We start from the raw sequence: 25,134 nt of genomic DNA on the forward strand, positions 1-25,134 counted from the left end.
TACGGCTAAGGAGGGCCCATGACCGCTCACCACCGGTCCCGCTACAGCCGCTACGCGGGCGGGCCCGATCCGCTCGCCCCGCCGGTGGACCTGGCGGAGGCGCTGGACGCCGTCGCCGAGGACGTGATGGCCGGCTACTCGCCCCGGCACGCCCTGCAGGAATACCTCCGCCGCGGCGGCCACAACCGGGAAGGCCTCGACGAGCTCGCCGGCCGCGTCCAGCAGCGGCGCAAGGACCTCTTAGGCCAGCACAAACTGGACGGCACCCTCAACGAGGTCCAGAAACTGCTGGAGACCGCGGTGCTGGAGGAACGCAAACAGCTGGCCCGCGACGTCCGGATGGACGACACGGACCGCGCCTTCCGGGAGATGCAGCTGCAGAACCTGCCCAAATCCACGGCGGCGGCGGTCAACGAGCTCGCCTCCTACGACTGGCAGTCCAGCACCGCCCGCGAGGCCTACGAGCAGATCAAGGACCTGCTGGGCCGCGAAATCCTGGACCAGCGGTTCGCCGGGATGAAGGAGGCGCTCGAGGGAGCCACCGAGGAAGACCGCGCGGCCGTCGCCGAGATGCTGGCCGACCTCAATGAGTTGCTCGAGAAACACCGCCGCGGCGAGGACACGGGCGCCGATTTCCAGGAATTCATGGCCAAACACGGGCAGTTCTTCCCGGAGAACCCGCAATCCGTGGAGGAGCCAATCGATGCGTTGGCGAAGCGCGCGGCCGCCGCCCAGCGGCTCATGCAGTCCATGTCCGCCGAGCAGCGCGAGGAGCTGATGCGGCTCTCCGCGCAGGCGTTCGGCTCGCCGGAGCTTATGGCACAGCTGGGCCAACTCGATGCCAACCTGCAGGCGCTGCGCCCCGGGGAGGACTGGTCCGGCTCCGAACGCTTCGAGGGCGAGGAGGGGCTGGGGCTCGGCGACGGCACCGGCGTGCTGCAGGATCTCGCCGAGCTGGACGAACTCGCCGAACAGCTCTCCCAGTCCTACAACGGTTCCCGCCTGGACGACCTGGACCTGGACGCCCTGGCCCGGCAGCTGGGTCAGGACGCGGTCGTCTCCGCCCGCACCTTGGCGGAGATTGAGCGGGCCATGCACGACGGCGGCTTCCTGCAGCGCGGCGCCGACGGCGACCTGAAGCTCTCCCCGCAGGCCATGCGGCGGCTGGGCAGATCGCTGCTGCGGGACACCGCCAAGCAGCTCTCCGGCCGGCAGGGCCGCCGGGACACCCGCGTTGCCGGGGCGGCGGGGGAGCAGACCGGCTCCAGCCGGCCGTGGGAGTTCGGCGACGCCGAACCGTGGGACGTCACCCGGACCATCACCAACGCGATCCGCCGCACCATCGCCGACGGCCGGGACCCGCGCCACGGCCTGCGCCTGGCCGTGGACGACATCGAGGTCACCGAAACCGAAGCGCGCACGCAGGCGGCCGTCGCCCTGCTGGTGGACGTCTCCTTTTCGATGGCCGCGGAGGGGCGCTGGGTGCCGATGAAACGCACCGCGCTCGCCCTGCATCACCTCGTTTCCACCAAGTTCCGCGGCGACCGTCTGCAGCTGATCAGCTTCGGCCGCTACGCGCAGACCATGGACATCGGCGAGCTCACGGCCCTGCCGGCCCTGCGGGAACAGGGCACCAACCTGCACCACGGGCTGCTGCTGGCCGGCCGGTTCTTCCGCCAGCACCCGTCCATGCAGCCGGTCCTGCTGGTGGTGACCGACGGCGAACCCACCGCGCACCTGGAGTCCGACGGCGAGTCCTGGTTCAACTGGCCGCCGGACCCGGAGACCATCCGCGTCACGGTCGCCGAGCTGGACCGGCTGGGCCGGGCCGGCACCCAGGCCACGTTCTTCCGGCTCGGCAACGACCCCGGCCTGGAACGGTTCGTCGCCCGGATGGCTCGGCGGATCGACGGCCGCGTGGTGGCGCCCGACGCGGGGGACCTGGGTGCCGCCGTCGTCGGCGAGTACCTCCGTTCGCACTTCCGCGGCAGGGCCTACGGCGACGACGACTGGGCGACGTAGGCCGGCGGTTCCGACGGCGGCAGAAATCAGGGCGTTTCCTGTCGAATAGCGGCAGAGTTGTTCGTAGTAAAGGTGAGCGGCCGCCCACGAGGGGCGCCCCAAACCGCAGGAGATGACTCGAAATGCAGTATTTGCTGTCCGTGATCCACGACCAGCTCGAGCTCGCGCCGTCGGACGAGATGGCGGCCATCGACGAGTTCAACGACCGGCTCCAGGCCGACGGTCACTGGGTTTTCGCTGGCGGCCTCGGATTCCCGGATACGGCGACCGTCATCGACAACCGGGGAGAGTCCGCAGTGGTCACCGACGGGCCCTTCGTGGAGTCCAAGGAGTACCTCGCCGGCTTCTGGATCATTGAGGCCCCCGACCTCGACGTGGCGCTCAAACTCGCCGCCGAGGGATCGAAGGCCTGCAACCGGAAGGTCGAGGTGCGGCCGTTCCTGTGAACGCACCCGACGTGGGCGGCGCCGTCAGCCAGGCCTACCGGGAGAACTGGGCCCGGGTGGTCGCCGCCCTGGGCCGCCGTTTCGGGGACCTCGACCTCGCGGAGGAGGCGGCGGCCGAGGCGTTCAGCACCGCCGTCGAACGCTGGCCGTCCGACGGCGTCCCCGCCAACCCCGGAGCGTGGCTAACCACCACGGCCAAGCGCAAGGCCATCGACCGGCTCCGGCGCGAAAACAAACGCGACACCAAACACCAGGAGGCCCAGTTGGTCTTCGACGACGACCCTCCCGAACCGCTCGGCGCCATCGACGACGACCGGCTCCGGCTGATCTTCACCTGCTGCCACCCGGCCCTCGCGCTGCCGACCCGCGTGGCCCTGACCCTGCGCATGGTCGGCGGCCTGACCGTGCCCCAGATCGCCCGGGCCTTCCTCGTGCAGGAAACCACCATGGGGCAGCGGATCACCCGCGCGAAGGCCAAGATCAAGGCCGCCCGGATCCCGTACCGGGTGCCGGCCGCGGAGGATCTCCCGGCGCGCATCTCCGGCGTGCTCGCCGTGCTCTATCTGGTCTTCAACGAGGGCTATCTGGCCACGGGCCCGGACACCGGGCCCGTCCGTACCGACCTGACCGCCGAAGCCATCCGGCTCACCCGCCTGCTGCGGGAACTCCTGCCGGACGACGGCGAGGTGGCCGGCCTGCTGGCCCTGATGCTCCTCACCGAGGCCCGCAGCGCCGCCCGGATCTCGGCAGGCGGCGAACTCGTAACCCTAGACGAGCAGGACCGGAGTGCCTGGGACAGGACACTGATCGCCGAGGGCCACCGCCTGGTGCGGGAGCGGCTGGCCTCCGGGAAGGCGCCGGGGCCGTACCAGCTCCTCGCGGCCATCAACGCCGTCCACACCTCTGCCGGCGATATCCACGAGACCGACTGGTCACAGATCGTCGCGCTTTATAACCAGTTGGTCACCCTCGACCCGTCGCCGATCGTCGCGCTCAACCGGGCCGTCGCGGTAGCCGAGCTGGACGGGCCGGACGTGGCCCTGGCCGCCGTCGATCGGCTGGGGCCGGACCTGGCCGGCTACCACGCCTACTACGCCACCCGCGCCGAGCTGCTGCGACGGGTGGGCCGCACAGCGGACGCGCGTGCGGCGTATGAGAAGGCCATCGAACTGGCGGGCAACTCCGCCGAAGTCGCCGCGCTAAAACGGCGCCGGGACCAGCTGGGTAGTTGAGCCGGGCCCAGCCAGACCCTTGCGCGGCACTGTGCCGTCCGCGAGGATGAACGCCATCCGCCGTCCTGCGAACAAGGAGCCCACCCGATGACCAAATATCTGATCTCGTTCCCGAGTGCGGCCATGGTCTTCCCCGAGGAAGAGCTGCAGGCAGTTGCTGACGCGGCGCACGCCGTCGTGCAGGAGGCCAAGGATGCCGGCGTCTGGGTCTTCGGCGGCGGCATCGACGAGAGCATTCCGCCCGTCATGGTCGACGGCGACGGGACCGTCCGCGAGGGCACCTACCCGCAGACGGCGCAGCTTGAAGGCGGCTATTCGGTGCTGGAGTTGCCCTCGTATGAGGCGGCCTTGGAGTGGGCCGCGAAGATCGCGGCCTCCTGCCGTTGCGCGCAGGAGGTGCGCGCGTTTCAGTACGACCCGGGCAGCTGAGGGCGCCGTCGTCATTGGCGCTGCCGGAGGCGGGCGCCCCGTGCCAGAATTTCAGCCATGGAACCCATGGATTGCCTGGTCATCTACGTCCCTACCGACGCTGCGGACGCGGTCCGGCGGGCCATCGGCGACGCCGGGGCGGGCAGGCTGGGCAACTATTCGCACTGCTCGTTCAGCCTTGACGGCACCGGGCGCTTCACGCCTCTGCCGGGCGCGTCCCCGGCCATCGGTGCCGTCGGTTCCCCCGAGGAAGTCCGGGAGACGCGGATCGAGGCCATCTACCCGCGCTCCCGGCGCGACGCCGTCGTCAGCGCCGCGCTGTCCGCGCACCCGTACGAGACGCCGGCGTTCATGACCTTCCCCATCGACGTCAGCCTGCCGGACGAGGCGGAGCCTCGGAGCTAGCGGCTGCTCACCTTCCCGAACAGCTTGGCGAGGGGTGCCAGCACGATCGGGCGTGCGGCGTACCAGCCGGCAGTGGTGATGGCGATGGCGGCCGCGAAGAGCCAGAACCCCACCCAGTTCACCTCGTCGGTGCCGGCGAACATATGGTTCAGGTTGCGCAGCGCACCGGTCGCGAACACCAGGAACACGTGGATGAGGATGAACAGCACGAAGAACAGCATCGTGGGGAAGTGGATCGCGCGCGCCACCTCCACGGGGTAGGCCTTGTTCATCGTCTTCGCGTTCTTTGGCCAGAACTCGCTCATTCGCACGCCCGTGATGGCCGCGAGCGGGGCGGCGATGAAGACCACCAGGAAGTACATCAGCTGCTGCAGGCTGTTGTAGTTCACCCAGCCGTTCTCCACGGGCCAGTCGAGGGTCATGTACTGCAGCAGCGCGGAGAGCGCGTTCGGGAACACCTCCCAGCTGGTCGGGACGATCCGCATCCAGTGACCCGTGGCAAACAGCAGCACCGCGAAGATGAGGCCGTTGGCCAGCCACAAGATGTCGAGCGACTGGTGCAACCACAGGGTGATGCTGATCTTCTTGCCGCCGCGCTTGGGCGTCCAGAAGGCCGGCGGCTTCTGCTGGGTGCGCACCTGGTATCCCGAGCGGATGATGAGCACCATCAGGAAGATGTTGAAGAAGTGCGCCCACTGCGCCCACCAGGGGAAGCCGGCCTCCGCCGTCTGCGGCAGCTCGTATTCGCCGGGGTACCTTTCGAGGAACTCGGGCACGCCCGGCAGCGTCGTCACACCGCGCGCGGCCAGCACCAGAATTCCGGCGGCGGCCACTGCGCCGACGGCGAGGAGCACGACGCGCGCGATCCACTGCGCCAGGGTGCGCGAACCGTAGAGCTTGGCCTCGGCCTTGGGAGCCACGGGCTTTGCGGGCTTTTCGACGACGGCGGGAGGTACGGCCGCGGTCGGGGCGGCTGCGGGTTCATGCGGCGGCGCTGGCGGCGTCTTGTCGGCAACGGTCTCCGCGACGACGACGGCGGCGGCCGGAGCGGCAGCCGGTGAAGGAGCCTGGGCAACGGGTTGCGGCACGGCCTCTGCCGCGGGAACAGGTGGGGCAGAGGCTGCCGGGGCAAGGCCTGCCGGCGGCCACGGTTCACCGCCGGGGATACGGGGGAGTCCGCGTCGAAGCTGAGCGGCTCCCGCCGTCGACGTGGCCGGTGTGGCGGCAGGCTCAGTCGACGACGCCGCCGCAGCCGGCGCTGCCTTCTCGATCGGAGCAAGCGGAGCCACCGGGGCGGTCGGCGCCGGAGCGGCAGCCGGAACCGTCGCGGGCTCGGCGACGGCGGCCGGAGCCGCGGACCGATTCGCAGCCGACGCCAACACCTCGCCCGCCGGCGGCCAGGGCTCGCCGCCCGGCACGCGTGGCAGGCCACGGCGCAGCCGCCCCGCCACCGGGGCCACCGGGGCTGCCGCCGCCGCGCCGGCATCGTTCACTGCTCCGACCGGAACGGACTGCGCCGCCGCCGGCACCGTGTCCTGAACAGCGGCCGTCGCCGCGCCCGCCGTGATGAGGTGTGCGGGGGCTTCGCCCGCAGGCGGCCAAGGCTCGCCGCCCGGCACGCGCGGCAGGCCCCGCCGAATGGACCCAGACTGAGTTGCCATCGCTATTTCTTCCGGGCCTCAAGGGCGCTGATGAGCTGGGGCACAACCTTGAAGAGGTCGCCCACCACACCAAAGTCGGCGATCTCGAAGATTGGGGCGTCCCCATCCTTGTTGATGGCGACGATCGTCTTGGCGGTCTGCATGCCGGCCCGGTGCTGGATTGCGCCGGAAATGCCCAGCGCGATATAGAGCTGGGACGACACGGAAACCCCGGTCTGCCCCACTTGCTGCGACTGCGGAACGTAGCCTGCGTCCACCGCGGCACGCGAGGCACCAATCGCGGCGCCGAGGGTATCGGCGAGCTGCTCGACGAGGGCGAATTGTTCCGCCGACCCAAGACCTCGGCCGCCCGCGACGACCTTCGCCGCACCGCGCAGTTCCGGCCGGGTGGTGGCCGCGACGGCCTCCTCGAACGAATCGATCCGGGCGGCCTTCCTCCCGGAGGGCGTGACTGCCAGGGTCTCCGACGCCGGCGGCTGGGCCGCAGCACGGGCCTCGATGGAGCCCTGGCGGACCGTGATGACCGGCGGTCCGAATGTGGCCGTTGACGTCACATCGTAGGCGCCGCCGTAGACCGAGTGGTGTGCCACCACGCCCTCGTCGTCGCGGGAGACCCCGACGGCGTCAACGGACACCGCCGCGCGCGCACGGGCGGCGTACCGGCCGGCCAGGTCCCGCCCGTTCAGGGAATGCGAGATCAGGATCGCATCCGGTCGCACCCGCTCGACGGCGGCGGCCAGCGCGTCCACGCCCGGCACGCCCAGCGCGGACGGATCCGGAGTCTCGGCGATCAGTACGTGCGCGGCACCAAGCTCCGCGGCCTCAGCGGCGGCGGCGCTCCCGGCGTCGGGGGCGGCCAGCACCAGGGCAACCGGCGTGCCGACGCCGGCGGCGGCGCCGAAGAGACCGGCCGCGGCCTTCTCGAGGTCACCGGAGGCCCGGGTTTCCACGACCACCAGGATTGCGTCAGGAGGGAAATCAGTCATGTCGTTACTCCCTAAGCCAGTCGGTTTTCGATCAGGAACTCGGCCAGCTTCTCGCCGGCATCGCCCTCGTCGACGATCTTGACGCCCGCCGCGCGCGGAGGCTTCTCGGCGATGGTCAGCATGATCGCCCGCGCCGCGTTGGGGTCGTCGGCCGTGATTCCGAGGTCCGCGAGCGTCAGCACCTCCAGGGGCTTCTTCTTCGCGGCCATGATGCCCTTGAAGTTGGGGAAACGCGGCCCGGGAAGCGCCTCGGTGATGGAAATGACCGCGGGCAGGTCCGCCGATACCTGCTGCACGCCGGATTCAACGCCGCGGGTGCCGGACACCGCGCCGTCGTGGATTTCCACGGAACTGAGGCCGCTGGCCAGCGGCACGTCCAGCAATTCCGCAAGCATCGCGGGAATCATGCCGCCGGATCCATCGGTGGAGACGTTGCCGGCAATGACCAGGTCAAAGCCGGTGCGGCGGATTGCTGCCGCGAGGGTTTCAGCGGTCAGTCCAAGATCCGCACCCCGGAGCTCCCCGTCACAGATGTGGATGGCGCTCCCGGCGCCCATCGCAAGCCCCTTGCGGATCGTCGCCGTCGCCCCCTCGGGGGCGAGGGACAGGACGGCGACGTCGGTGCCCTCATTCGCGTCAGCGTAGGTCAGTGCCAGTTCCAGAGCCCGCTCACCGATCTCATCGATAACGGTCTCGCTGGCTTCCCGCTCGGCGAGACCCGTTTCAAGGTTCAGTTTTCGGTCCCCATAGGTGTCGGGGACCTCCTTGACTAGGACGATAATCTTCATCGATGGCTCTTCCTGTGGCGGGCATGTCTCCAGAGGGGACACGTCGGATCTCCATAGAGTCTACGAAAGTGGCGCCCGGCTTGTTTCATGGGGGTCGTGTCGTGCAGTGTTCGGCCCTGGCGGCTTTTGGTTTAGAGGCGGTCGGGGCGGACCCGCACCGGCGCGAGCCAGGCGGTAAGTCCGACTGCGACGAGGGCACCGGCGCCGATGATGGCGGCGAGCACCACGATTTGGAACCGTCCTGCCTCCAGCGGTGAAACGCCGCCGAAGATCGCACCCACGAACGCGCCGGGAAGTGTGACGAGCCCCGTGGTCTTGGTTTGATCTACCGTGGGAACGAGCGCAGCTGAAATGGCTCGACGAACTTGGTCCGCGGTCGCCTGGCGTGGGCGTGCGCCGAGGGCGAGCCAGCCTTCGACCTCCTCCCAGCGGTCGTTGACCAGCTCAACGAACCGGCGACCGGACAGCGTAGCGATCGTCATTGCGTTCCCGATCACAATTCCGCCGATCGCCAGAATGTACCTGGGCGTGAACGCGATCGCCCCGGTGGCGAACACCACGATGCCAGCGGCGATGACCCCCGCGCCCATGCACGCCGCCACGGGGATGAACCGTGCGCGGAGCGACCCGAGCCTACGTGCCGAGGTGCTTGCCGCAATGGTGAACATGACCGTTAGCGCAACGGCGACCAGCCAGGGCGACTGGATAACGCCTGACAGGATGAAGCTGATCACCGCGAGTTGCACTACCCCGCGGGCGACGGCGAACGCGGCCGACCACGGGGCTGGCACCCGTGCGCTCACCAACACGATCGTCGCCACCCCGACCAGGATGACCACGCCAAGGGCGGTCCGTAACGACTCGTCGAACGTCACGCCGGTTTACGCCGGATCTGGGACTTGGTCATAGGCCGATTTTTGCACGCGTTGCACATGGGTCCTGGTATCCAGTTCGGCGTCGAGGCCGTGGACGTTGGCCGGCGTCGGGCTAGGGCAGCCGCGACGGGCGCAGGAGCGCCGCCTCGCCGGCGAGGCCAGGATCGAGCGGCACCGGGCTGACCAGCACGGCCGGTCCGCGGTGCAGGACGCCGTCCGAAAGCACCTGGCACCGCACGCCGCCCCGCCCACGCATGGCCTTATGGGCGCCCGGGGCGAGCATCTCATCCATCCACGCGCACGGGTGCGCCGGCCGCCCGGCCTTGAACCGCACCAGCTTGCCGCGGGACTCAATGGCGAAGTCGTGGCCCAGGAGGGGCGGCAGCTGGGCGCCCCTGAGGTGCACGTTCCGGCGCGTCAGCAACGGGTCAAACGGGGCAGCCCCGAGCTCGGCGGCGATCGCTTCGAGGGCCTCGACGGCGAAAACGGTGACTGCGGCATCCATGTGCGCGGCCTTGCCGAAGAACCGGTCGCCGACGATTCCCTTGCCTGCCACGAATCCGGCCCGGTCGGCGTCCGTGGTGGGGACGTCGGCGGCACCCTCGCGTGCGCGGCCGAAGTAGGCATGGGCCGGTGACACGAGCAGGTGCAGGACCTCGACGTCGTACCTGTAACTGGCCGTCATCCCACCAAACTATCGCCTCACGGAGACGGATCGGGACGAAATCCTCATGTGGCGGCTCCTCCAACAGGGCCACGATGATCGTATGAATGCTGAAATGCCGAAGACGACGGAGCTGAGCCTTCCGCAGGCCTTCCTGCTGCTGGCAACGAAGGACCACGACGGAACACCCGAAATCCCGGTGTTCGCCCTCAGGACCACGCTGGCCGGGGCCATCCTGGCCGAGCTGGAACTGGCCGGTGCCATCGAGCTGCAGGGAAAGCATGTCCGCGCTACTGGTGGAGCCCCGCCAACGGACTTCCAGCACGAGCTCGAGCTCATCCGCGGCAAGTCGCGGCCGCACACTCCCAAGCGGTGGGTCTCCATGCTGGAGGGCCGTGCCGAAGTGCAGCGTGTCTACGAGACGATGGCGTCGCGCGGAATCGTGGAGCACGTCGGCGAGAAGCACCTGGCTCGGTTCCGCGCCGTGCGGTACCCGGAAAAGGACCATGCTCCGGAAGGTGCGGTTCTGGAACAGCTTGAGGCCGCCCTCAGCGGTCCGCCGTCGGCCCAGACGAAGCCCGATGCCGCGTCGACACAGGCCGCTGCGACGGCTACGGCGTCGGGCGCCGGGGAGTCGGAACCGGGGAAGCCGGAAACCTCGGCGAGCGAAGCGGCGGGATCTGATGACAGGATCCTGGCGCTGATCGCCCTGCTGCACGCTGCCGGGCTGCTCGGCAAGCTCTTCCCGGCGGCAGACCGAGTCCGCGCGGACGAGCTGGCCAAGGACTACTGGCCTGCCCGGGCCGTGGAGGATGAACTTCGGCTCATCAGGCTGGCCCAGGAAGAAGCAGCAACTCTTTGATGGGGTTTGAGCGTCCGGGTCGATCCATCGGCGCTGTATCCTCCTTACGCCCTGGCTTCCGAATGTGGAAGAAGTGACTGGGAGTTCTGCCAAGCAGAATTTAGCACTCGGCCTATTTGTAGATCTGCCGGAACTTGCAGGAGTCTAGCGCCGCGCAGATCCGGGAAAATAAATTCGCTTTCCGGGATTTGGACCTACACAACGCTGGGTGCTGTTGGGATTTTATCCGAGGCAGCCTTTGCGCGCTTCGATTCCGTCTTCGCGCGAACTCCGGCAGTCGCCAAATTCCGCCACGTGGGCCGGGAGCCGCCCAGGGGCATGGATGATGCCCGGATGCCGCGCCAAGCCTCGGGGAATCGCGCGCTTTGTCGAATTTTTGTGTCCGCGTTTTCCCGGGCTGGCATAAAAAATATAAGTGTGTATGGTATTGGGTACACGCAAGCACGGAAAGGTGTGATTACTTTGTCGGGGAAATTGCCAAAAGGTGGCAGCGCCAAAAAAGCAGGAAAAACAATTCTCGAAAAACGGGCCGAGAAAAGGGCTAAAAACGAATCCAACGACTTGTTCGTAAAGCCGCGCAAAAACCAGCGCTGACATGCCGCGGGCGGCCCGATGGGGCATTCCTGGTTGTACAGCCCGTCGGCCGCCCTCCCGCTCCTGCCGCCCTCGCGCTCCCGCCGCGCGGCGGATCTGGCCAGCCCGTTCCGCCGTCCGACCCGGGAGCCGGACGCCATTCGTTTCAGTCCCAAGGAAATGAACCATGAACACCACGTACAACGCCCTTATCGTTCCAGCCCGACTCACTCAAACGGTGCGCATTCAACCCGTGGAGGCCGACGTCGGTGAGTTGCAGAAACTGGTTGCAGGGAATGTAGGGTGCATCAGCGGCGCGGATTGGCACGTCTATTTCAACGACGAGGGGTACCGCCTCCCCCATAACGACCGGGCCGAGGTGCTCATCCGCGAGGCGGGCGTCCGTCTCGACGACACACTCAACGGGGTGGCGGTGTTCCTTGGCCATGGACGCTTGGAAGAGGAGTCTTCTGCTCCGGCTCGCCTCATCCGGCTAGCCGAACGGCTTTTCGACCTGCCGTTGGCGGCCTAAGACTCGTCGGCGCGGTCCTCCAGCAGGCCGCCGCTGGCCCAGCGGCGCAGGGCGAGTTTCTCGGCGTCGTCGAACTCCATGAGCGCAACCCGGCACAGCTCCTCGACGTTCCTCGTCCACGCCGCCGCCAGTTCCCGGGCCGGGAGCTCGTCGGTGAGCGGAACCCCGGCGTACCCCAGGCCCTGGAGAACGAAGTTCACAGCCGCCCGGGAGACCGGCTGCCCTGCCGCGACGCAGTCGTCCCTCACGGCCTTGGCGAGCTCAGCTCGGGTGGCCAGGTGCTCGCGCAGCTTGGCCTCCAGCGACACGAAGACCTGCCTGTACTGGCCGGACGACAACGCCGGCACATCGGTCACCCGGATGATCTGCTCCTCGATGGCCGGCCGGGTTTCCCCGGCGCCGGGCAGCAGGTCCGGTGAGAACCGCTCCGCATCCCAGACCCAGCCCGGCGAGGGGGTTGACGCGTAGGCAATGCCCGGGCCGGCTTGGGCAATCCAAGCGCTGAACTTCCCGTGGCCGCCCCAGTCCGTCTTGAGGGAAGGATCGGCGGCCAGCGCGCGGTGCGCCGCCACCGACCCCGTGACCGGTCCCGGCGCAGCCCGCACGAGGGCGAGGACTTCCGCGGCGGCCGTCGTTGCGGGTCCGGGGGTGAGCGTGGCCGCCGGCTGGCTCGTGGCAGGTTTGGCCGAACGGACCAGCCTCGGGGCATCGGCTGCGGTTCCGTTGAGGATGGCCACGAAGTCGTGGGACTCCACGACGCTGTCCGCCATCTCCCGGTAAGCGAACGCCACGGCGCCGGCGGCGATCACCGTCGTCATCCGGTCCGCGGCGCGGAAGCGTTGGACCAGCGAGGTGAAATCCGCATCCGCCGAGGCGACAAAGAACTCTTCGATGTGCGCCGCGCCGGACAGGGCGTCCATCGCGTCAAGCACCAGGTTGATGTCGGTGCTGCTCTTGCCCCGCTGCGTGAGGGACGGGCAATCGATCACCCGGAAGCCTGCCCGGGTCCAGTAGGGCCGGTACTTGGAGTAGATGACGGGGTTGAGGTAGCAGTTGCGGATCAGGAAGCGCCGGGAGTCGTCGCCCGCGACGCCGTCGGCCAGCGCCTCGGTCCAGTGTTTGGGGTCCTCGGCGAACCTCTTGGCAGCCGCCGGGTCCAGTGCCTGCAGCCCGGTATAGACGTTGTCGAAGTCCACGAACATCGCGGCGCGGATCCCGGGCCGCCGGGACTGATTGAGAGGTTCGGTCATCGGCTCAGTCTGCCAGCACGACGGCGGGGCGGACCAGAAGGGGCTTTGCGCGAGTTGCGCTGGATGCCTGGCCGGTCGTCAGGGCTCGGCTTCCCTCCGACGCCCACGTGGTTTCTCGGGACCGGCAAATATTTCCAGACCTAAGGGTTGGTAGGGCCGCCGGGTGCGGAAGCCCTCCACACCCGCACGAATCAACCGCTGAGGCCGAGTGCTGCCTTCGCGTTGTTCTTGCGCTCAGCGAGCTCCCTGCGTGCTGCCAACGCTTCATCCATGCTCACGGCGACGAACCTGGTGGACGTGCCGGGGGCGGCACGGGCCACCAAGTCCATGTCGGCGCTGATGACTGTTCCCACCATGGCATAGCCGCCGCCGGAGACGGCATCGCGGTGCAGAATGATCGGCTGGGTACCGCCCGGAATCTGGATGGACCCGACGGCGTAGCCGGCATCCACGATGTTCGACGGGTCGGAACCGGCCCCGAAAGGCTGCTCCCGTTCCTTCCACTTCACTCCGGGACCGGAGTACCGCAATCCCATCCGGTCGGCCACCGGAGTCACCTTCCACTCGCCGTTCAGGAGATTGTCCAGTCCCTCGTCGGTGAGGCGGTGGTCATAGAGTCCCAGCACTATCCGGACGGTCTGCTCCTTGGCGAAGGCGGGCCGGAACTCTTCCGGAACCGTATCCGCGTCGGGCACGGCTCCGTCGTTGAGCGGGCTGCCGACAGAAATCCGGTCGCCGGCCTCCAGCTTGCGGCCGTGGAATCCGCCGATTGCGCCCAGGCTGTAGGTGGATCGGCTACCCAGCACCTCGGGCACATCAATGCCGCCCTGGACCGCGATGTAGTACCGTGTGCCGCCCCGGATGACGCCGAAGCTGAGTTCGTCGCCGGCTTTCAGTTGCAGTCGGCTCCACTGTGGCCGGGGTTCGCCATTGACCCTGACCTCAACCGGGGCCCCCGTGACGGCAATGACAACATCCTGGTCGGCGGTCAGCGCCGGGCCCAGGTACGTGCATTCAAGGACCGCTTCCTTGGCGGTGTTGCCCACCAGTGCATTGCCGAGTTCGGCCGAGTACTGGTCCAGGGAACCGCTCTGCGGGATGCCGACGTTGTAGTGCCCGGTGCGTCCCTGGTCCTGGACCGTGGTGGCAAGCCCGGGGCTCGTGATATCAAATGCCATTGAGGGCCTCCATGATTTCTTTGTTGTAGCCTTCGGGATTCGCCAGCGCTTTGGACAGATCGAAGGTCACGGGCGACTGCCGGTAGCGGAACGTCCCCGCGGCGATTTCGGTCTGGATGCTGTTGTACTCGGCCTCGGTCACAGGCTTGAACTTCACGATGTCGCCCGGCCGGAAGAACACCATAAAGTCCTTGAAATCGGCCAGGGCCTGCGCCGGATCGAAGATTGGCGCGGCAGCGATTCCGAACATCTGATACCCGCCCGCTCCCCGTACCGAGTAGATGCAGCCGAAGCAGCCACCGTGGCCCACCGTCAAGGCAGGCGTGTCCGTGCGGGGGCTTAGGTACTTAGGGACTTCCAGCTGTTTCTCGCGCTCTACCAGCTGGAAGAGGAACGGCAGGCCGGCGACGAATCCGACCATGGAGACGAGCCACGGCTGCTCGTGGTGCCGCTTTATGAACTCCGCGGCATCCTTGAGGTTGTTGACTTTGGCGGCGTAGTCAATGTCGCTGCCGCCCGGCTCCTGGTGGAATCCTTCGCGGAAGCGCTTGGCTACTTCGGCCGTGAACGGATCGTCGTACCAGACGGGCACTTCGATGATCCGGGTTTCGAGGGCCTGCTGCTGGTGGTGCGCCAGGTCCGCCTCAATGGTCCGGACGGTCTCTTCAAGGCTCGACGGCGGCAGGACGTCGGGATCGAACCGCACCAGCAGCGAAGCGTTGGCAGGGCAGATATCCACGATGCCCGGCAGCCCCAGTTCTGAAAGCTTCTCGGCAATGGACATGACCCTGAAATTGGCGGCCAAGCTCATGGACTCGGAGACCTCGACGAACAGGAATTCGTCTCCGCCCCAGGTGTAGCGGGCCTCCAGCTCGGCGGGTGCGGGGCTACTCATGGTGCCTCCATCAGATTGTCGACGGTTTCTATGAACTTTGAGTGGTGTTTGACGGCGGCGAATTCGAGCCGGTCCAGCAGTTTCTTGAGCACGGGAATGGTTGTCTTGACCCCTTCGATCCGGGTCCTGTGCAGGGCCTCCAGCGCCCCTTCGATGGCGGCTTCGCGGGTGTCCTTGTGGACAATGAGCTTGGCGAGCATGGAATCGTAGTACGGGCTGACCGTGGACCCTGCTTCCACGCCGGCATCGATGCGGATCCCGTCGCCTGTCGGCCATTCCAGGGAGGTGATGAGGCCCGGGCTGGGAAAGAAGTTGTTGTGCGGGTCCTCGGCGTTGATGCGGCACTCGATGGCGTGGCCGCTGAAGTGGATGTCCTCCTGCCGGACCGACATGGATCCGGTGGAGGCAATGAGCAGCTGTTCTCGGACCAAGTCGACGCCGGTGATTTCCTCGGTGATTGGGTGCTCCACCTGAATCCGGGTGTTCATTTCGATAAAGGCGGCCTCGTGGCCGGCCGGGTCGTAGAGGAATTCGACCGTTCCGGCGCCGCTGTAGCCGCATTCGCGGGCGAGTTCCACCGAGGATTCGCGGATGGTCCGGCGGACGGCGTCAGGAAGGTCGGGGGCAGGGGCTTCCTCAATGACTTTCTGGGAGCGCCGCTGCATGGAGCAGTCGCGGTCTCCGAGGTGGATGAAGTTGGTGCCGTCGCCCAGGACCTGTACCTCCACGTGCCGGGCGTGCTTCACGAAGCGCTCCAGATAGACGGTCGGATCGCCGAAGACCGACGCCGCTTCCCCGCGCGCCAGCTCTATGGTTTCCAGAAGTTCGCCCTCGTTGTGCACAAATCGGATGCCCCGGCCCCCGCCGCCGGCGGAGGCCTTGACCACCAACGGGTAACCGATGCCGCGGGCCGCTTCCACGGCGTCGGCGTCGGGGTCGAGCGGCCCGTCGGAGCCGGGGAGGATTGGAACGCCCGCTTTGCGGGCGGATTCCCTGGCCAGGGACTTGTTGCCCATCATCTCGATCGCGTCGGCGTCGGGACCCACCCACGTGAGCCCCGCTGCTGCGACCTTGCGCGCAAACGTGGCGTTTTCGGAGAGGAATCCATAGCCAGGGTGAACGGCGTCGCAGCCGTTATCCACGGCTGCGGCGATGACGGCGTCCTGGTTCAGGTAACTGGCGGGGGCAGGGGCCGGGCCTATCACGACGAAATTGTCGGCCGTGCGCGCTGCCAGGGAATCGGCGTCGGGTTCGCTTACGACGAGGAGGGTCTCAATGCCCATCTCGCGGGCGGTCCGGGCAATGCGCACTGCGATTTCGCCGCGGTTGGCGATGAGCAGTTTCTTCATCACTAGCCTTCTCGGATGACGATGATGGTGTCGCCCGGATTGACCATTTCGCCCTCGTTGACCTTAAACGATTCGAGGGTCCCGGCGACATCGGACTGGATTTCGGTGAATTGCTTCATGATTTCGATGATGCCTACGGTCTGGCCGACTTCTATGGTGTCGCCCTCGTTGGCGAAAGGCGGCTTGCCCGGGCCGGGCTTGCGGTAGAAGACTCCGGGGAGCGGGGAAACAATGTTTGCCATGGGGTGCTCGCTTTCAGGTGGTTGGATTAATCGGCTCTAGCCCAGGACCGCACGCACGGCGCTGGCCACGGCAGTGGAATTGGGGGCGTCGGAGTGCACGCAGATGCTTCTGAACGGAATGTCCAGTTCGGTGCCGTCAACGGCCAGTACCGGCTCACCGGCCAGGGCGCGGCTGACGCGTTCGGCGGCGGCTGCGGGGTCAGTGGGAACCGGGCGTCGCTGGATCAGCAGCTCGCCTGCAGGACCGTAGTTGAGGTCCACATAGAGTTCCGGCACGAATTCCACGCCCATCGCCCGGCACACCTTTTCGTGGGCGGTCCCGGCGAGCCCGTAGAACGGAACTCCGTACTGCAGGGCCGCTCCGGCGGCGGCCTGCATCAGCTCCTCGTCGCCGGCCAGCATTCCGTAGAGGGCGCCATGGGGTTTGATGTGGTTCAGCGAGAGCCCGTGCTTGCCCAGGAACGCCGTCAGGGCCCCGGTCTGGTACAGGATGATCGACTCGACCTCGTCAGGGCTAAGCACCATCCGGCGGCGGCCGAAACCCACCACGTCGGGGAGCCCGGGGTGCGAACCGACAGCCACGCCGTGCTCGGCGGCCAACGCCACGGTCCGGTTCATCACGTCGGGATCACCCGCGTGGAACCCGCACGCCACGTTGGCAACGTCGATGACGCGCATGAGTTCCTCGTCGTTTCCGAACTCGTGGAGGCCCAGGCCCTCACCCATGTCGGAATTCAACAACACACGCCCCTCCGGGCGGGGAGAAGTGTCGGGAGTCACATTTGTTTGCATGGTGCAACGCTACTCAGCATCCGGGGGCGCCGATATTGTGCAGGTCGATGAATCGAAGGGCCTGACTTATGATGTTTGCACTATCTGGAGGGTTTGGCCCGCCACACATTGGAGGCTCCCGTGAGAATCTCAGACCTGATTGACGACGCCGATCTCAACATCCGGCTTCGTGTTCGGGGCGCCGAAGGCCGTCTGGACCGGCCGATCACCTGGTGCGCGCCCGCCGAACATATGGACCCCACGCCTTTCCTCAGCGTCAATGCCCTGCTGCTGACCAACGGCATGGGGCTGAACGTCAGAGACTTCAGGACCTGGGACGCCTACGTGGAACGGCTGGTCTCCGTCCCCGTGTCCGGACTCGCGTTTGGCCTGGGCGCCGCGCACCGCGAGCTGCCGGAGGGCCTGCTGCAGGCCTGCGAGGCGCACGGACTGCCGCTGCTGGAGCTCCCGCCGGATGTGCCCTTTGTGCTGGTCATGCGCCACGTGGAGCGGATCATTGCCGCCGAGCGCTATGAGGAACTGCGGACGGGCTGGGAGCTGGCAGACGAATGCACCCGCCTGGCGGCCGACGGACATTCCTTGGGGGAGGTGCTTGGGCGGGTGGCGGGCGCCGTCAACGCGAGGGTGGCCGTGATCGATCAGAATGCATTCGAGCTCGTAGCCGCAGGCACTGCCCACGGCCATACCGCGCGGACCACGCTGCGCCTGCCAAGCGGCGCATCCGAGCAGTTCAGGCTGGCCATCGAGGGGATCGGTAGCGACATTGTGCTGCAGCCCGTCCTGGGCCCGGTTGCGGCAGTCATCGGCATGCAGCTGAGCTACACCCTTGGCTCGCGATCGCCCCTGCATTCCCGGGAAGCAGCGCGCTTTATGGAGGCCCTCTATGCGGATCGCGGTGAGCCGTCCCTGCCGCTGCGGCGCTATGCACTGGAGTCCGGCTTCGATCCCGACGGTGACTGGAGCACGGTACTCATCGGCAGCTCGGAGGAGGTCGCGCCCGCCAAGCTGCGTGCCATCGCATGGCGCGCCCGGGTGGGATTGCAGGCCACGTTCAGCACGGTGCGCTTCATGGAGGAAAACGGACTCACCTCGCTGTTGCTGCAGCGCCGGCAGGGAACGGCGGACCTGCTTGCTGCCGTGCGGGAGTTCTTTCTGGACGCGCCGGAATTCTCTGTCATCGTCACCGAGTCCGCGAGCCTCAGCGAACTGCCGCTGACGCTTCAACTTGCCCGGCGCCAGGTGGGGCGGCCGGGCGTGCGTAGGGCGCCGCTGGCCGACCTCGCCGGCATAGTGCAGGGGCTGCCCAGCCCGGGGTTGGTGGCGATGTGCCAGCGACTGCTGGCCCCCTTGACCTCTGACGGCGGCATTGCGTTGAGGGAGACGTTCGACGCTTACCTCCGGCATAGCGGGAATTCCACGAAAATCTGTGACGAGCTCTTCATCCACAGAAACACGCTCAGCTACAGGCTGAGGAAGATCCAGGAGCTCCTGCGGCTTGATCTGGCCGACGGCGAGGTCCGTGCCACCTACATGCTGGCTTTGAGCATCGTCGCGGCAGCCCGCTCAGGCAACGCGATACACGGCGCAGGCGCGCCGTCCGGCTGATCGCAGATCTCTCCGGGAGTCTTCGAGATCACCCGGGGATCGCCTGAGCGCTGCTTTCCCGGATGCATAGGGTCGGTTCGAGCAGGACAGGTTCGACCGGTTCGCCGTCCAGCACGCGCTTCAGGAGCTGCATGGCGGTCCGGCCGATATCCAGCATCGGTGAGCGGACCGAGGAAAGAGGGATGGGAAGCTCCGCGGCGACCGACGTGTCGTTAAAGCCCACCACCGCGACGTCACGGCCGACGGTGAAGCGATGGGACCGCAACACGCCCATAGCCCCGATTGCCGCGAAGTCGTTGACGGCGAACACGGCCGTGGGATGAGGCTTCCCGCTGGCCAGGATGGTTTCGGTTGCTTCGCGTCCGCCGGACGTGTCGAATCGGGACCACACCACAGCGTCGTCGGGAATTTCGCCGCCCAGGGATCGCCACCGGTCCACGAACCCGGCCGTCCGGTCAACGGCTGTGCTGGCGTACGGTTCACCCGCGACCACGGCCACGTTCCTGTGGCCTTTGCTCCACAGATGGTCCGCCGCAAGACGGCCTCCGAGGACATCGTCGCAGGTGGCCGAGGGGTAGCCGGGAACGCGGCGGTTCACGAGCACGAAAGGGACCTTGCGCTCGGTCAGCTCACGCAGCTGGTTGCCGTCCAGGTGCGCATCTCCAATGATCAGCCCGTCCACCCGGCGGGCCAGCATGGTGTCCGTTTTTCGGCGCTGTTCCTCCGGGTCGTCCCGGGAGTTCATGACGAACGTCGAGTAGCCGAGCTCAGCCGCGGCCTCTTCAATGCCCTCGTACATGATGGCCAGGACGAGGTCCGAAAGCCGGGGAACGATTACGCCCGTGAGGCGGGTCCGCCGCGTCCGCAGGCCGGCGGCCTGGGGGTTGGGGGAGTAACCCCGCTTCCGCGCCAACTCGCGAACGCGTTCGGCCGTCGCCACGGACGCGGCGCCGCGTGCCACGTCCGAGCCGGAATGAAGAATCCTGGACACGGTCGACGGGTGGATGCCGAGCTCATTTGCAAGGTCCTTAAGCGTGACCGTGCGGCCATCGGCCGTGATTTCTTTCATTTGCTCCCCTGCCGCAGCTCAAGAAGGCGTCATACAAGACTGCCCGATGCTGCGCGAATCCTCAGCACTGGGACCCTTGACGTGTCCCAAGTCACATCCTATAGTCAGTTTAACCTCTTACCCAATCGATTGGGTAGCCCGGCGAGTCGCATTCCACGCCAAAAGTGTTTACATCGCCGAAACGCCGGGCGCCATGTGGGCGAAACATCGCACAGATACTTTTTAGCCAGATACCCAAACGATTGGGTAAGCGTTCGCCGGAGGCGGATGCAGGAGTAACGGAGTCGAACATGACCGTCACAGATACGGGCCAGGCACACGTGGTACTGCTGGCCACGGGCGGCACCATCTCCTCCCGCGGGTCAGAGGGGGGCGGCGGAGCGGTGGCCTCGGACACGGGAGAGCAGGTCTTTGCCAGCGTGGGCGGCCGGGCTGCCTACCCGGTTCGCGTGGTGGACGTCTTCCGGAAGGGCTCGTACCTGCTGACCGTTGACGACATGATCGCCATCTGCGCCAGGATCCGCGAGGCCCTGACGGACCCGCAGGTTCTCGGGGTAGTGGTCACGCATGGCACGGACACGATGGAGGAAACGGCGTACCTGGCGGAACTCACACATGACGATGCCAGGCCGGTCGTCTTCACCGGAGCCCAGCAGGCTGCCGACTCCACCACCCCTGATGGCCCGGGAAATCTAGTCCGTGCGATCGCCGTCGCCGGTTCCCCCGCAGCCCGGGGGAAGGGTGTTCTCCTGGCCTTTGCCGGGACCATTTTCCCTGCGGCTGGAGTGCGGAAGTGCCACACCACAAGACCCGAAGCCTTCGCCAATCCGGATTTCGGAACGGCCGGATCGGTCAGCGATGCGGGCGAAGTCAGGCTGACGGCGGTACGGCCGCCGATTGAGGCGTTGCCGTTGCCGGGCGACGGGGCAGGTTCGCCCCGCGTGGACCTCATAGCCGCCTACCCCGGCGCGGACGCCGCCCTGCTGCGAAGTTCCCTCCAGGCCGGTGCGGCGGGAATTGTCCTCCAAGGAACTGGAACGGGCAACGCCAACCGCGAGATCTGCCGGGAGGTCGCCGCGGCCACCGCGGCCGGCGTCGTGGTAGTGACAAGCACCCGCGTGGAGGCCGGCGCCGTCGTGCCGATCTATGGCGACGGCGGCGGCGACGATCTGCGCGCGGCGGGCGCCATATCCTCTGGGCTGCTCCGGCCCTCCCAGTCGCTGGTTCTCCTGAGCCTGCTGCTCCGCCTCGGCGCACCACCGGACCGCATCGCGGCAGCCTTCGCCCAGCGTGGCAGGTTGCCGGACCCCGACCACCCCGAAGCCAGTACCTCACCACACAACTCCAACAAAAAGCCCAGTGAAAGGTTGATCTCATGACTAAGGACATCCAAGTCGCGTTCGGCGTCGACGTGGACGCCGTTGCCGGAATGCTCGGCTCCTACGGAGGCGAAGACTCTCCGTGTGACATCTCCCGCGGTCTGTTCAGCGGTGAAGTCGGCGGCCCCCGCCTTATCCGCCTCTTCGAGAAATACGGGCTGCCGGCCACCTGGTTCGTCCCGGGCCACTCGATCGAGACGTTCCCGGATCTGACGCGGATGATCGTTGACGCGGGGCACGAAATTGGCGTCCACGGGTACTCGCACGAGAACCCCATCGCAATGACGCGGGAGCAGGAGACGGCCATCCTTGATCGGTCGATCGAACTCATCGAAAAAGTCTCCGGCCGCCGCCCCACGGGGTACGTCGCTCCCTGGTGGGAATTTTCGCAGGTTACCAACGAAATCCTCCTCGAACGCGGGATCAAGTACGACCACTCTCTGATGCACCGCGACTTCGAGCCCTACTACGTCCGGGTCGGTGACAGCTGGAAGAAGATCGACTACACCAAGGACGCCGAAACCTGGATGGAGCCGCTGGTCCGCGGCAAGGAAACCGACCTGGTCGAAATTCCGGCCAACTGGTACCTCGATGACTTGCCTCCCATGATGTTCATCAAGGCGTCCCCGAATTCGCACGGCTTTGTGAGCCCCCGCGACATCGAGCAGATGTGGCGCGACCAGTTCGACTGGGTGTACCGGGAAATGGACCAGGCCGTCTTCACCATGACCATCCACCCGGACGTCTCGGGCAGGCCCCAGGTCCTCCTCATGCTCGAACGCCTCATCGAACACATCAACTCCCATGAAGGCGTCAGCTGGCTCAAGTTTGACCAGATCGCAGACTCCTTCCTCGCTCGCAGCCCCCGAAAGGAAAACCAGTCATGACCATCCAGCAGCCCGCCGTCGACCTGACGAACCCGACACCTGACGAGAAGCGCCGTTTCCCGGTCTTCTCCAAGCGCAACACGACCACCGCCACGGTACTGGCCCTGCTGGCCTGGACCATCGCCGTTTTCGACTACGGCCTTTTCGGCACCCTCTTGCCGGCCATGCAGGAAGAGTTCGGCTGGACAGCAACCGAGGCCTACGCCATCAACACCTGGATCGCCGTCGGCACTGCGATCGTCTGCTTCGGCATCGGCCCTGTCATTGACCGGCTCGGCCGGCGCAAGGGCATGATGACCACGATCGGCGGCACCGCCGTCGTCTCCGGCCTGACGGCCCTGATTCCGACTGGCATCCCGTTCCTCAGCAACGGCATGCTCGTGCTGGTCCGGTCCTTCGGCGGCCTCGGCTTCTCGGAGCAGGCAGTCAACGCGACCTACATGAACGAGGTCTACCAGGTCACCGAGGTTGCCGATAAGCGAAAGCGTCCCGGTTTCCACTACTCCTTCATCCAGGGCGGCTGGCCGCTGGGCTTCCTGCTCGCCAGTGCCCTGGCCCTCGCTTTCCTTCCCTCCCTCGGCTGGCGCGCCCTGTACCTCATGGCGACGATTCCGGCAGCGATCATCGTGTGGGTCATTTCCAAGAAGCTCAAGGAGACTCCCCAGTTCGAACTGCACCACAAGCTGACCCAACTTGAGAAGAGCGGCCAGTCCGGGGACGCGCACGCCCTGGCCCATGCGTACGGTGTCGAACACTCGTCCGCGGCCCCGCTGAAGCGCATCTGGGAACCGCACCTGCGCCGGAACACGATCGTCTTCTCGCTGGCCTGGATCTTCAACTTTTTCGGGATCATGATCTTCAGCATCCTCGGCAGCTCCGTACTGAAGAACGCCAAGGGCGTGGAACTTTCGGATGCGTTCTGGATGCTGATTGTCATCAACATGCTGGCGTACTTCGGTTACGTCTTCCACGGATGGCTCGGTGACAAGATCGGCCGCAAGCGGACCATCATCGGCGGCTGGATTCTCTCCGGCCTGTCCTTCACCATCATGCTCAGCCCCATCGCCACCAGCCCGTTCATGATCATCCTCACCTACGGCGCCGGGCTGTTCTTCCTGGTCGGACCCTACGCCGCCATCCAGTACTTCATGGCCGAGTGCTACCCCGTCAGCTGCCGTGCCACCGGCACCGCATTCATCGGTGCCATGAGCCAGCCCGGCACCATCCTGGGCGGCGCACTGTTCACCGCAGCGGCAGCCAGCGCGGGCACCGGCGCTGCAGCCCTCTGGGTCGGTGCAGCCGGAACCCTGTTCTCGGGGCTCCTGATGATCGCTGCGAAGCCGCCGGCTGAGGCCCTGCTCGAGGACCACCCGCACGAGGTCGACGCATGACAGCGGACACGAGGGTGGCCGTGATTACCGGGGCCGCCAGCGGAATTGGCCGCGCGCTCGCCGTTCATTACGCCAAGCATGGCGTGCGGTCGGTGATCGGCACCTTCCCGGGGGATCCCCACGACCCGGAGGAAACCCTGCGCCTGGTGAAAGATGCGGGGGGCCAGGCGGTGATCCACGAAGTGGATGTCCGCAGCACTCCCTCGGTTGACGCGTTCGCCGAACGCGCGGTCAACGAATTCGGCCGGCTGGACTACGCCGTGGCGAACGCCGGAGTCCTTCGAAACTCGCCCCTCGGCGAGATGACCGACGAACGCTGGGACGACATGCTCGACGTCGACCTCACCGGCGTGTTGCGGACCCTGCGGGCGGGATCCGCGCAGATGACCGAGGGCGGGGCGATGGTTGCCGTGTCCTCAATCGCCGGCGGTGTCTACGGGTGGGAGGAGCATGCCCACTACGCGGCCGCCAAGGCCGGCGTGCTCGGGCTGATCCGCAGCGTAGCCGCAGAGCTGGGACCGCGTGGCATCCGCGCCAACGCCGTCATCCCCGGGCTCATCGAGACGCCGCAGTCCCTGGACCCAGTGAACTCGCTGGGGCCCGAGGGCCTGCAACGCGCCGGGCGGGACATTCCGTGGGGCCGGGTTGGGCGGCCCGAGGAGGTTGCCAGCGTGATCGGCTTCCTGACCTCCGATGACGCCGCCTACGTCACCGGCCAGTCGGTAACAGTCGACGGCGGCCTCACGATCAAAATGCGGGCCTGAGAAGCACTGGAAGGAACGAATGAACAACACGCACACCTCACCCAACCAATCGGGCCGGGCTGTGGTGGTCACGGGCGGCGCCAGCGGCATCGGCAAAGCCATCGCCGAGGCCTTCACCGCCAATGGCGACAGAGTGGCCGTCTTGGACCGGTCGGGCGCGGGGGGAGCCATCGCCGTCGATGTCTCGGATGAAGAGAGCGTGAAAGCCGCCTTCGCCACGGCACGGGACCAGTTGGGCAGGATCGACATCCTCGTTAACAGTGCGGGGCTGCTCACCGAATCGCGGCTGGAGGACATGACCCTGGCCATGTGGAACGAGACTATTTCCGTCGACCTGACCGGCGTCTTCCTCTGCTGCCGGGAGGTCGTGGGGGAGATGCGGCAGCAGAAGTGGGGCCGCATCATCAACATCGCCTCCCAGCTGGCCATCAAAGGCGCAACCGGGCTCAGCCACTACAGTGCCGCCAAGGCCGGGGTGGTGGGGCTGACAAAAGCCTTGGCCCTGGAAACCGCCGGCGATAATGTGCTGGTAAACAGCATCGCCCCGGGTCCGATAGAAACCCCGCTGGTTGACGGAATATCGGAAGACTGGAAGGCGGCCAAACGTGCCGAGCTTCCGCTGGGGCGGTTCGGAAAACCGGCGGAGGTGGCACCCACAGCTCTCCTGCTGGCGAGCGACCCCGGGGGAAACCTTTTTGTTGGGCAAACTCTCGGCCCCAATTCCGGCGATGTAATGCCCTAGAAAGGGGAAGCCGCATGTGCGGTGCCTGCGGACGAACCGTGGTGCTAGATCCCATCCTGGGCCCGGTCAGAACGATGCGGCAACAGCTGATTGTCGCTGCCACGATCAACAGCTTG

At 66.9% G+C, this 25,134-nt stretch carries 27 protein-coding genes; 15 read left to right on the plus strand and 12 right to left on the minus strand.

Annotated elements, in window-relative coordinates:
• The first annotated feature begins 18 nt into the window (after positions 1-18).
• From ACZ5Z0_RS11380 to ACZ5Z0_RS11400, 5 genes are all read left to right on the plus strand, one after another.
• Positions 19-2,022, plus strand: a complete 2,004-nt coding sequence (locus tag ACZ5Z0_RS11380; RefSeq protein WP_464108521.1) for a vWA domain-containing protein — start codon at positions 19-21, stop codon at positions 2,020-2,022.
• Between the two features lie 122 nt (positions 2,023-2,144).
• Positions 2,145-2,468 (plus strand): YciI family protein, encoded by a 324-nt coding sequence (locus ACZ5Z0_RS11385; RefSeq protein WP_464108522.1) that lies wholly within the window; start codon positions 2,145-2,147, stop codon positions 2,466-2,468.
• Positions 2,465-3,700 carry an RNA polymerase sigma factor gene (locus tag ACZ5Z0_RS11390; protein WP_464108523.1) on the plus strand — a complete coding sequence of 412 codons (1,236 nt, stop codon included), beginning with the start codon at positions 2,465-2,467 and terminating at the stop codon, positions 3,698-3,700. Before ACZ5Z0_RS11385 ends, ACZ5Z0_RS11390 begins: the two co-directional genes overlap by 4 nt.
• A gap of 87 nt (positions 3,701-3,787) precedes the next feature.
• Positions 3,788-4,129 carry a YciI family protein gene (locus ACZ5Z0_RS11395; RefSeq protein ID WP_464108524.1) on the plus strand — a complete coding sequence of 114 codons (342 nt, stop codon included), beginning with the start codon at positions 3,788-3,790 and terminating at the stop codon, positions 4,127-4,129.
• Between the two features lie 57 nt (positions 4,130-4,186).
• Positions 4,187-4,534, plus strand: coding sequence for a hypothetical protein (locus ACZ5Z0_RS11400; RefSeq protein ID WP_464108525.1), 348 nt, complete (start codon positions 4,187-4,189; stop codon positions 4,532-4,534).
• On the opposite strand, the gene ACZ5Z0_RS11405 is transcribed toward ACZ5Z0_RS11400, so the two are convergent.
• On the minus strand, positions 4,531-5,622 hold the full coding sequence (locus tag ACZ5Z0_RS11405) for a cytochrome b/b6 domain-containing protein (protein WP_464108526.1): 1,092 nt from the start codon (positions 5,620-5,622) through the stop codon (positions 4,531-4,533). The two genes, ACZ5Z0_RS11400 and ACZ5Z0_RS11405, sit on opposite strands and share 4 nt — an antisense overlap.
• Before the next feature lie 130 nt (positions 5,623-5,752).
• Between ACZ5Z0_RS11405 and ACZ5Z0_RS11410 the strand changes: the two genes are divergently transcribed.
• A complete protein-coding gene (locus ACZ5Z0_RS11410) occupies positions 5,753-6,073 on the plus strand; it encodes a hypothetical protein (protein ID WP_464108527.1) in 321 nt (106 codons plus the stop codon).
• A gap of 124 nt (positions 6,074-6,197) precedes the next feature.
• On the opposite strand, the gene ACZ5Z0_RS11415 is transcribed toward ACZ5Z0_RS11410, so the two are convergent.
• The 4 genes from ACZ5Z0_RS11415 to ACZ5Z0_RS11430 form a co-directional block, all read right to left on the minus strand.
• Positions 6,198-7,181: an electron transfer flavoprotein subunit alpha/FixB family protein gene (locus ACZ5Z0_RS11415; RefSeq protein WP_464108528.1), complete on the minus strand. Its 984-nt coding sequence runs from the start codon at positions 7,179-7,181 to the stop codon at positions 6,198-6,200.
• Between the two features lie 11 nt (positions 7,182-7,192).
• Entirely contained in the window at positions 7,193-7,969 is a 777-nt protein-coding gene (locus ACZ5Z0_RS11420) for an electron transfer flavoprotein subunit beta/FixA family protein (RefSeq protein ID WP_464108529.1), read from the minus strand.
• Between the two features lie 131 nt (positions 7,970-8,100).
• Entirely contained in the window at positions 8,101-8,844 is a 744-nt protein-coding gene (locus ACZ5Z0_RS11425; protein WP_464108530.1) for an ABC transporter permease, read from the minus strand.
• A 112-nt stretch (positions 8,845-8,956) separates the two neighbouring features.
• Positions 8,957-9,529 (minus strand): MOSC domain-containing protein, encoded by a 573-nt coding sequence (locus tag ACZ5Z0_RS11430; protein ID WP_464108531.1) that lies wholly within the window; start codon positions 9,527-9,529, stop codon positions 8,957-8,959.
• Positions 9,530-9,611: 82 nt separating this feature from the next.
• On the opposite strand from ACZ5Z0_RS11430, the gene ACZ5Z0_RS11435 reads away from it, so the two are divergent.
• From ACZ5Z0_RS11435 to ACZ5Z0_RS11445, 3 genes are all read left to right on the plus strand, one after another.
• Positions 9,612-10,370: a GOLPH3/VPS74 family protein gene (locus ACZ5Z0_RS11435; RefSeq protein WP_464108532.1), complete on the plus strand. Its 759-nt coding sequence runs from the start codon at positions 9,612-9,614 to the stop codon at positions 10,368-10,370.
• A 333-nt stretch (positions 10,371-10,703) separates the two neighbouring features.
• Entirely contained in the window at positions 10,704-10,964 is a 261-nt protein-coding gene (locus ACZ5Z0_RS11440; RefSeq protein WP_464108533.1) for a hypothetical protein, read from the plus strand.
• Positions 10,965-11,130: 166 nt separating this feature from the next.
• The gene (locus tag ACZ5Z0_RS11445; RefSeq protein WP_464108534.1) at positions 11,131-11,475 is read left to right on the plus strand and encodes a DUF3846 domain-containing protein; all 345 of its coding nucleotides are present in this window, start codon (positions 11,131-11,133) and stop codon (positions 11,473-11,475) included.
• Here ACZ5Z0_RS11445 and ACZ5Z0_RS11450 read toward each other — a convergent pair.
• From ACZ5Z0_RS11450 to pxpA, 6 genes are all read right to left on the minus strand, one after another.
• Entirely contained in the window at positions 11,472-12,725 is a 1,254-nt protein-coding gene (locus tag ACZ5Z0_RS11450) for an NYN domain-containing protein (protein ID WP_464108535.1), read from the minus strand. The two genes, ACZ5Z0_RS11445 and ACZ5Z0_RS11450, sit on opposite strands and share 4 nt — an antisense overlap.
• A gap of 191 nt (positions 12,726-12,916) precedes the next feature.
• Positions 12,917-13,903, minus strand: coding sequence for a 5-oxoprolinase subunit C family protein (locus ACZ5Z0_RS11455; protein WP_464108536.1), 987 nt, complete (start codon positions 13,901-13,903; stop codon positions 12,917-12,919).
• The gene (locus ACZ5Z0_RS11460) at positions 13,893-14,798 is read right to left on the minus strand and encodes a 5-oxoprolinase subunit B family protein (protein ID WP_464108537.1); all 906 of its coding nucleotides are present in this window, start codon (positions 14,796-14,798) and stop codon (positions 13,893-13,895) included. The genes ACZ5Z0_RS11455 and ACZ5Z0_RS11460 overlap by 11 nt, the downstream gene beginning before the upstream one ends.
• Positions 14,795-16,147: an acetyl-CoA carboxylase biotin carboxylase subunit gene (locus ACZ5Z0_RS11465; protein WP_464108538.1), complete on the minus strand. Its 1,353-nt coding sequence runs from the start codon at positions 16,145-16,147 to the stop codon at positions 14,795-14,797. The genes ACZ5Z0_RS11460 and ACZ5Z0_RS11465 overlap by 4 nt, the downstream gene beginning before the upstream one ends.
• 2 nt (positions 16,148-16,149) lie before the next feature.
• Complete coding sequence (locus tag ACZ5Z0_RS11470; protein ID WP_091248151.1) at positions 16,150-16,389, minus strand: acetyl-CoA carboxylase; 240 nt, start codon at positions 16,387-16,389, stop codon at positions 16,150-16,152.
• 36 nt (positions 16,390-16,425) lie between these two features.
• Positions 16,426-17,115, minus strand: coding sequence for a 5-oxoprolinase subunit PxpA (gene pxpA / locus ACZ5Z0_RS11475; RefSeq protein WP_464108539.1), 690 nt, complete (start codon positions 17,113-17,115; stop codon positions 16,426-16,428).
• Between the two features lie 186 nt (positions 17,116-17,301).
• On the opposite strand from pxpA, the gene ACZ5Z0_RS11480 reads away from it, so the two are divergent.
• A complete protein-coding gene (locus ACZ5Z0_RS11480) occupies positions 17,302-18,786 on the plus strand; it encodes a PucR family transcriptional regulator (RefSeq protein WP_464108540.1) in 1,485 nt (494 codons plus the stop codon).
• A gap of 28 nt (positions 18,787-18,814) precedes the next feature.
• Here the strand turns inward: ACZ5Z0_RS11480 and ACZ5Z0_RS11485 are convergent, their stop codons facing one another.
• The gene (locus tag ACZ5Z0_RS11485) at positions 18,815-19,855 is read right to left on the minus strand and encodes a LacI family DNA-binding transcriptional regulator (protein WP_146336573.1); all 1,041 of its coding nucleotides are present in this window, start codon (positions 19,853-19,855) and stop codon (positions 18,815-18,817) included.
• Positions 19,856-20,145: 290 nt separating this feature from the next.
• Between ACZ5Z0_RS11485 and ACZ5Z0_RS11490 the strand changes: the two genes are divergently transcribed.
• Genes ACZ5Z0_RS11490 through ACZ5Z0_RS11510 form a run of 5 tightly spaced genes read left to right on the plus strand, consistent with a single transcriptional unit; the run spans position 20,146 to position 25,018 of the window.
• Positions 20,146-21,234, plus strand: coding sequence for an asparaginase (locus tag ACZ5Z0_RS11490; RefSeq protein WP_464108541.1), 1,089 nt, complete (start codon positions 20,146-20,148; stop codon positions 21,232-21,234).
• Entirely contained in the window at positions 21,231-22,121 is an 891-nt protein-coding gene (locus ACZ5Z0_RS11495; RefSeq protein WP_146336574.1) for a polysaccharide deacetylase family protein, read from the plus strand. The genes ACZ5Z0_RS11490 and ACZ5Z0_RS11495 overlap by 4 nt, the downstream gene beginning before the upstream one ends.
• Complete coding sequence (locus ACZ5Z0_RS11500; RefSeq protein WP_146336575.1) at positions 22,118-23,512, plus strand: MFS transporter; 1,395 nt, start codon at positions 22,118-22,120, stop codon at positions 23,510-23,512. Before ACZ5Z0_RS11495 ends, ACZ5Z0_RS11500 begins: the two co-directional genes overlap by 4 nt.
• Positions 23,509-24,276 (plus strand): SDR family NAD(P)-dependent oxidoreductase, encoded by a 768-nt coding sequence (locus ACZ5Z0_RS11505; protein ID WP_464108542.1) that lies wholly within the window; start codon positions 23,509-23,511, stop codon positions 24,274-24,276. The genes ACZ5Z0_RS11500 and ACZ5Z0_RS11505 overlap by 4 nt, the downstream gene beginning before the upstream one ends.
• 19 nt (positions 24,277-24,295) lie before the next feature.
• Positions 24,296-25,018 carry an SDR family NAD(P)-dependent oxidoreductase gene (locus tag ACZ5Z0_RS11510; RefSeq protein ID WP_464108543.1) on the plus strand — a complete coding sequence of 241 codons (723 nt, stop codon included), beginning with the start codon at positions 24,296-24,298 and terminating at the stop codon, positions 25,016-25,018.
• Positions 25,019-25,134 lie beyond the last annotated feature (116 nt).

This window comes from Arthrobacter sp. T2-23 (assembly GCF_055398325.1).